This is a genomic window from Chamaesiphon sp. VAR_48_metabat_135_sub (assembly GCF_031418915.1).
Taxonomy (GTDB): domain Bacteria; phylum Cyanobacteriota; class Cyanobacteriia; order Cyanobacteriales; family Chamaesiphonaceae; genus Chamaesiphon.
Window position 1 is genome coordinate 1 of the sequence record NZ_JANOJV010000311.1, and the last position, 5,206, is coordinate 5,206.

Sequence of the window (5,206 nt, forward strand, 5' to 3'; positions counted from 1 at the left end):
AAGTTGAGGCTTCAAGTCTAGCACCATCTCCTAAGGAGAAGGAACCAGCATCAATGGTAATATTGCCCCCATTACCTTTTGTGCCTGTTTCTACCGCACTGCGAATCCCACTGAAAAATGTGTTCTGACCGCTAATATCGACAGCACCAGTCACTTTGACCTTAACATTGCCTGCATCTCCTTGTCCGGCTGGCTGGGTAGCAGAGGCTCCACGAGTGATTGTTGCTAGTTGAGCACCATCTTTGAGAAATAGAGAACCAGCATTAATGTCGATCGTACCACCTTTGCCAACAGCTCCTGCTTCTACTGTGCTGAGGATAGTAGTTCCTGGACTCGTAAGGAAAACAGCATCTTTAGCAGTTACTTTGACATTCCCCGCATTCCCTTTTCCATAAGTTAAGGATTGAAGTTGTGCGCCCTCTAATAAAAATAAAGAACCAGTATCGACGATAATATTGCCACCATTACCGCTGGAATTTAAGCCAACATTATTGGCAACGATGCTATTTGAGCCTAGTAATATCGCTCCAGTGGCGTTGAGTTTGATATCTCCCGCCACAGTTGCTGGTGTCCCTAAGCCTTGCTCGATGCCACCAACTAAAATACTTCTGCCTAAGATCTCTAGATTCCTCGCAGAGATCGCAATATCGCCGCCGCCAGCCCCTGCGACATCTATCCTAGCTTGGTTGGTAAATGATACATCGCCTAATCCGCCTAGTTCAACTCGCCCACCAGGAGCAATTATCTGTCCCCCATTCATCGAGATATTTCCACCGAACAGACCGATATACTGATTCGGATTATCGGTTTGGAGCGTGCCAAAATTGCTAATCTGAGCGTTTCCCCCACCTGGATTCAAGCGGGAGACATTAAAAAATACATTGGGATTAACTGACAGTAATGGTGCATCGCCATTGGGATTAGTACCAAAGGTAATCTTTCTGCCGCTACCATCGACTAAATCTACGCCATTTGCCGTAGTCCCGAGGAAGGCTTTGCCAACATTTAATTGAGTATTTGGGCCGAATACCATCCCATTGGGGTTAATCAAAAGGAAATTAGCTCCTTGAGTATTAACTAAACCATTGATATCAGAGAATAAATTACCTGTGACGCGGGTGATAATTGACTGGTTGCCAACTGGATTGATAAAAGTCGCGCCGCCGCCTGTGGGTACTGAGAAGTCTGTAAAACTATGAAATAAATTCTGCCCCCGATTCAATCCTCCCTCGATCGTAAAGTTACTATTATTGCCTGAGACTTTAGTGCCTAATGTACTATCTGCTACCGGAATTCGGTTGGAGGATTGGTAAGTTTGGGCACGAGCGATATTCGCACTGATTAGTACAGTAGTGAGGGTCAATAAACTTAATAAAATTCTGGGAGTTATCATCGCTATTTGAATTGGCAGAATTATCGATAGTATATGTCGTAAATTAATTTTTGTCTCTAAGCAATTTAACTAGAAAATTCTGTGCTTAGTGGATACTTTTTCGATCTCGATCGCATGAAAATATCCCCGACTTCTTTAAGAAGTCAGGGATATAGTGCTTCGTATTTATGACTGTTCACTATCCACCACTATTGCCAATTACCTACTAAAACAAATGGTGCCCAGAAGAAGGGCGCGCGATATTTAGGATTTTGGATTAAGGATAGTTGAGCTGTTTTTAATGATTCAGCTTTACCGAGCTTTTGCGCAGCCAGATTTTGATAAAGATTACTCATTAATACGCCAGTGGCATCATCACTAACAGACCATAAAGAAGCGATCGTACTTTTGGCTCGAGCGCGAATTGCAACTCCGGCTAAACCTAGTGTCGCACGGTTGTCGCCAGCAGCGGTTTGACAAGCACTTAATACCAGGAGATCGATCGCTTTATTCGGTTGATTGTTGCGACTTTGGAGGAGGTTATTTAGTTGATTTAGATCGAGTTTTTTGTCCCAGGTGAGGATAAAAGTATCTTCAGGTTTGGAGCTAAATTGTCCGTGGGTTGCTAAATGGACAATCGGGGAACTACTCGCTATTAAATTAGTCGAAACTTGATTTTGATTGAAGTCGCCATTGAGGAGTTTTTGACTGGGAATCAGCTTACTAATTGAGTTTAGTTCTGGTTGGACTCCAGGTAGGGAAGGGAAGCCTTGACGAGCCTCGCTGATGCCTCCTAAGAAGGCTTGAGATCGTCCCCGATCGAGCAAATTTTGTGGTGGCACTAGTTGCAATCCTGGGGTTAATGCCAGATTGTAATTTTCGACTAAATATTTATTGCCATCATACAATACGGACATCGGAATATTTCGCAAAATGCCGTCGAGAACAAAGACGAGGGTTTTAGTATTCGTTCTTTGTAAATCGGTAACTGCTGGGGCTAAAACTAGATCGTAAATGCGTTTTGATTGTTTTTTAAATGCTTGCTCTTTCTCAGGTGTAAATTCAGGATCTTCGATTTTGGTGCGGAGTTTATTAATCGTTTCTTCAAGGTCAGTTTCAGAAATTGGCCGACTATAATAGCGAAGTGGTTGTTTGGGTGCTGAGGTAATTACAGCGACTCGATCGGGTAGAACAATTGGGTACACAATTGTGGCCGATCGATCGATTTTATCTAACTGGACTGTATAGGTATCTAAGCAGCCTTGACGCAGGAAGTTTTCTAATTCGGCTACTTGCAATGATTCCATTAAATCGCGGGCAGCTTCGAGATTGGGTACGAGAGTTTTTTCGTCGTCTTTTAATAATAAAGCGACTAGTTCTCGATAAACTGGTTCGACACTATCGCGAAAAGAAAATTGGAGATCGGCATCACTCGAATTTAGATCGTTACGCAGCGATTTTAAATTACTTACTGCTTGGCGATAGGCAGAAATTGCCGCAGTCGGATTGTCAGGGCTAGTAATTGTGAGAATTTTTCCAAGTTGCCATTGAAGTCGATACGCAAGATCGGGAGCGGGTAAACTTTCGGCAATTAATAAGCCTTGTTGGGTTAATTTCTGAGCTTCTTTATTTTGCCCAGTCATTTGATACAAACTACCCAACGCCCCGATCGATTCGGCTTCTCCTCGGCTATACTTAATTGTTCTGGCTTGACCGATCGCCGTAGTCAGAAGTTTACTAACTGCCATCACGGAATCTCGATCGACCAAATTACTAGCTTGATATTTTTTGACGGTTTCTGCTAAGTTGATATATGCATTGACCGTGCTATTACTCGGTGGTATTACCTCTAGCTCCTTACTAACTTCAGCGATAAATTCAGCAGTATTAGGGCTGATTTGTCGAGCTGATTCTAGCCGATATAAATTAATCTTTGCCTGAACTTTGGGTAAGGGCGCGCCAGTAGCAATCACATCTCGATAGGTATCCATCGCTGGTTGAATTTGGGATTCACCCATCAGTTGGAGCGTATTAGCCAGACTCAATTTGATGCGATCGATCATGGCAGGATCGTCGGTTGTTTTGGCAATAGTTAGTGCCCGCTCTAGTGTTTCTTTCGCACCTAAACTAATCCCTTGAGTAGCAGTTCCCGATCTAGCGTCGAGCAAGTTGAGCGATCTTAAAGCATTCCCTAAACTGAGCAATCCTTTTACCTTGAGGGGTGAATTGGGTTCTTTTTGAAGGCGGGTATCGACCGATCGTAAACTCAAGAGAGATTGATGATAAAATCCCAAAGATTGCAAGGCTTGCGCTTGATTGATTTCGGTACCAATTATCCCTTGTTTATCTCTAATTTTGGTGTAAATTTTATGCGCTTCTTTCCAGTTATCCAGGGCGAGATTTGCTCGCCCTGTGGCTAAATATTCCGCGCCTCTTTCGTTTAATGTTTGAGCGTAGTTGAGCAGTGGATTATTGGCAGCTTGTTGGGGTTTGGGGCTGACTGAACTTGTTGTCTGGGGTGGATTGGCAGCAGTCGCAGGTAAGATGGTGTGGAGGCTCAGGAGGAGGGCTGTTAAATAGATTTTGGTGTGAGACATAATTTTTTTTGCTAGTTTAAATATTTTTCGCCCTCGAAGATGCTAGTGTGGATTAATTGTCAAAAGATAAAAGTCTTTCAGTCCTCTTTAGATGACTTTTGCTACTAGCCCGCACTTTAGTCGCGGGCGGTTGACGACGAAGCACCAGGATGCTAGATTTTATGCCCTCACAATTAATCCACCCTCCCTCATTTAAAACGAGTGGTTGTAACCTAGGGAAAAGTGCAAACCTTTTTCCTGTACCGTGCGTTTTTCTTGTGAGATCGAGGTAAAAGGAATACCATAATCGAGTTTGGCAGAGAAATTTTCCCCACCTTGATACCGCAAACCAAGTCCCACAGAGCCGAGGGTGTTTGGCGTGGTACTAGCAATTGGCGGTTTGTTCCAAGCTACGCCAAAATCGACGAAGGGGACGATTTGCAATAGTTGTTTGCTACCAGGGGTGCTGAAAATCGGGAATCTGGCTTCCGCACTGGCAACTACACCACTGTCACCCAGTACTAAATCTTGACGATAGCCGCGCACCGTATCCTGTCCGCCAAAACCGATCTGTTCTAAGGCTAGTAGGGGGCGATCTGCCAGTTGACTTTCGAGTTTGACGAGGAATATGCTATCGGGAGCGAGAGCGCGGACGTACTGAGCTTGTCCCCGCCAGGTGAGGAATTTGCCATCGGGTGATGAAGGGGTAATCGTCGCACCGAGAGCGTTTACGCCCAAGCTAATTTGCGATCTCGCGGCGAATACCTGTTGGGTATCTCTAATCGTATAGTCTTGGAAGAAACGGGCTGCGCTAACTCTCGTAATCCCGTTGGCATCTGCTCCAGGCGAGGGATAACCGACTTTTTCCTTAATGATGGAGAAGAGATAATTAGTATTGGTTTCTTTTCTCCCTAGGGTTAAACCCAGGGCAAATTCTTCAGATGAGCTTTGGATCAGTGGTTGACGATAGCTCAGCGACATATCTTGGGCGGTACCATTAATATCTAATCGATCGAACGGTGCTTCAATTACGCGACTATTAGATAGGCCGTATTGTAGTTTTAGGGTACCGTTGTGAGGATTGAGGGGCAAGGTATAGTTGAAATCGAAGGCATTACTGGCTTGGCTCCTACCATAGGAAACCCCAATCCCATCGCCCAATCCAGTGAGATTGCTTTGAGATGCGTAAACTTGGGTCTGGATATCGCCGATACTGGGAGTACGATTGTTAGCGATATTTACGCCCGCTTTCCAAGTC

At 44.4% G+C, this 5,206-nt stretch carries 3 protein-coding genes; all 3 read right to left on the minus strand.

Features of this window, described 5'->3' with window-relative positions:
• Nucleotides 1–1,393: filamentous hemagglutinin N-terminal domain-containing protein (locus tag RMO55_RS21315; RefSeq protein ID WP_310430089.1), on the minus strand; the 1,393-nt coding region annotated here is incomplete at its 3' end.
• A 188-nt stretch (nt 1,394–1,581) separates the two neighbouring features.
• Entirely contained in the window at nt 1,582–3,969 is a 2,388-nt protein-coding gene (locus RMO55_RS21320; RefSeq protein WP_310430091.1) for a CHAT domain-containing protein, read from the minus strand.
• A gap of 192 nt (nt 3,970–4,161) precedes the next feature.
• On the minus strand, nt 4,162–5,206 hold a 1,045-nt coding region (locus RMO55_RS21325; RefSeq protein WP_310430093.1), incomplete at its 5' end, for a ShlB/FhaC/HecB family hemolysin secretion/activation protein.

Coding starts and splice junctions, on each gene's coding strand:
- RMO55_RS21320 (WP_310430091.1), bottom strand. CDS start 3,969: ATGTCTCACACCAAAATCTATTTAACAGCCCTCCTCCTGAGCCTCCAC.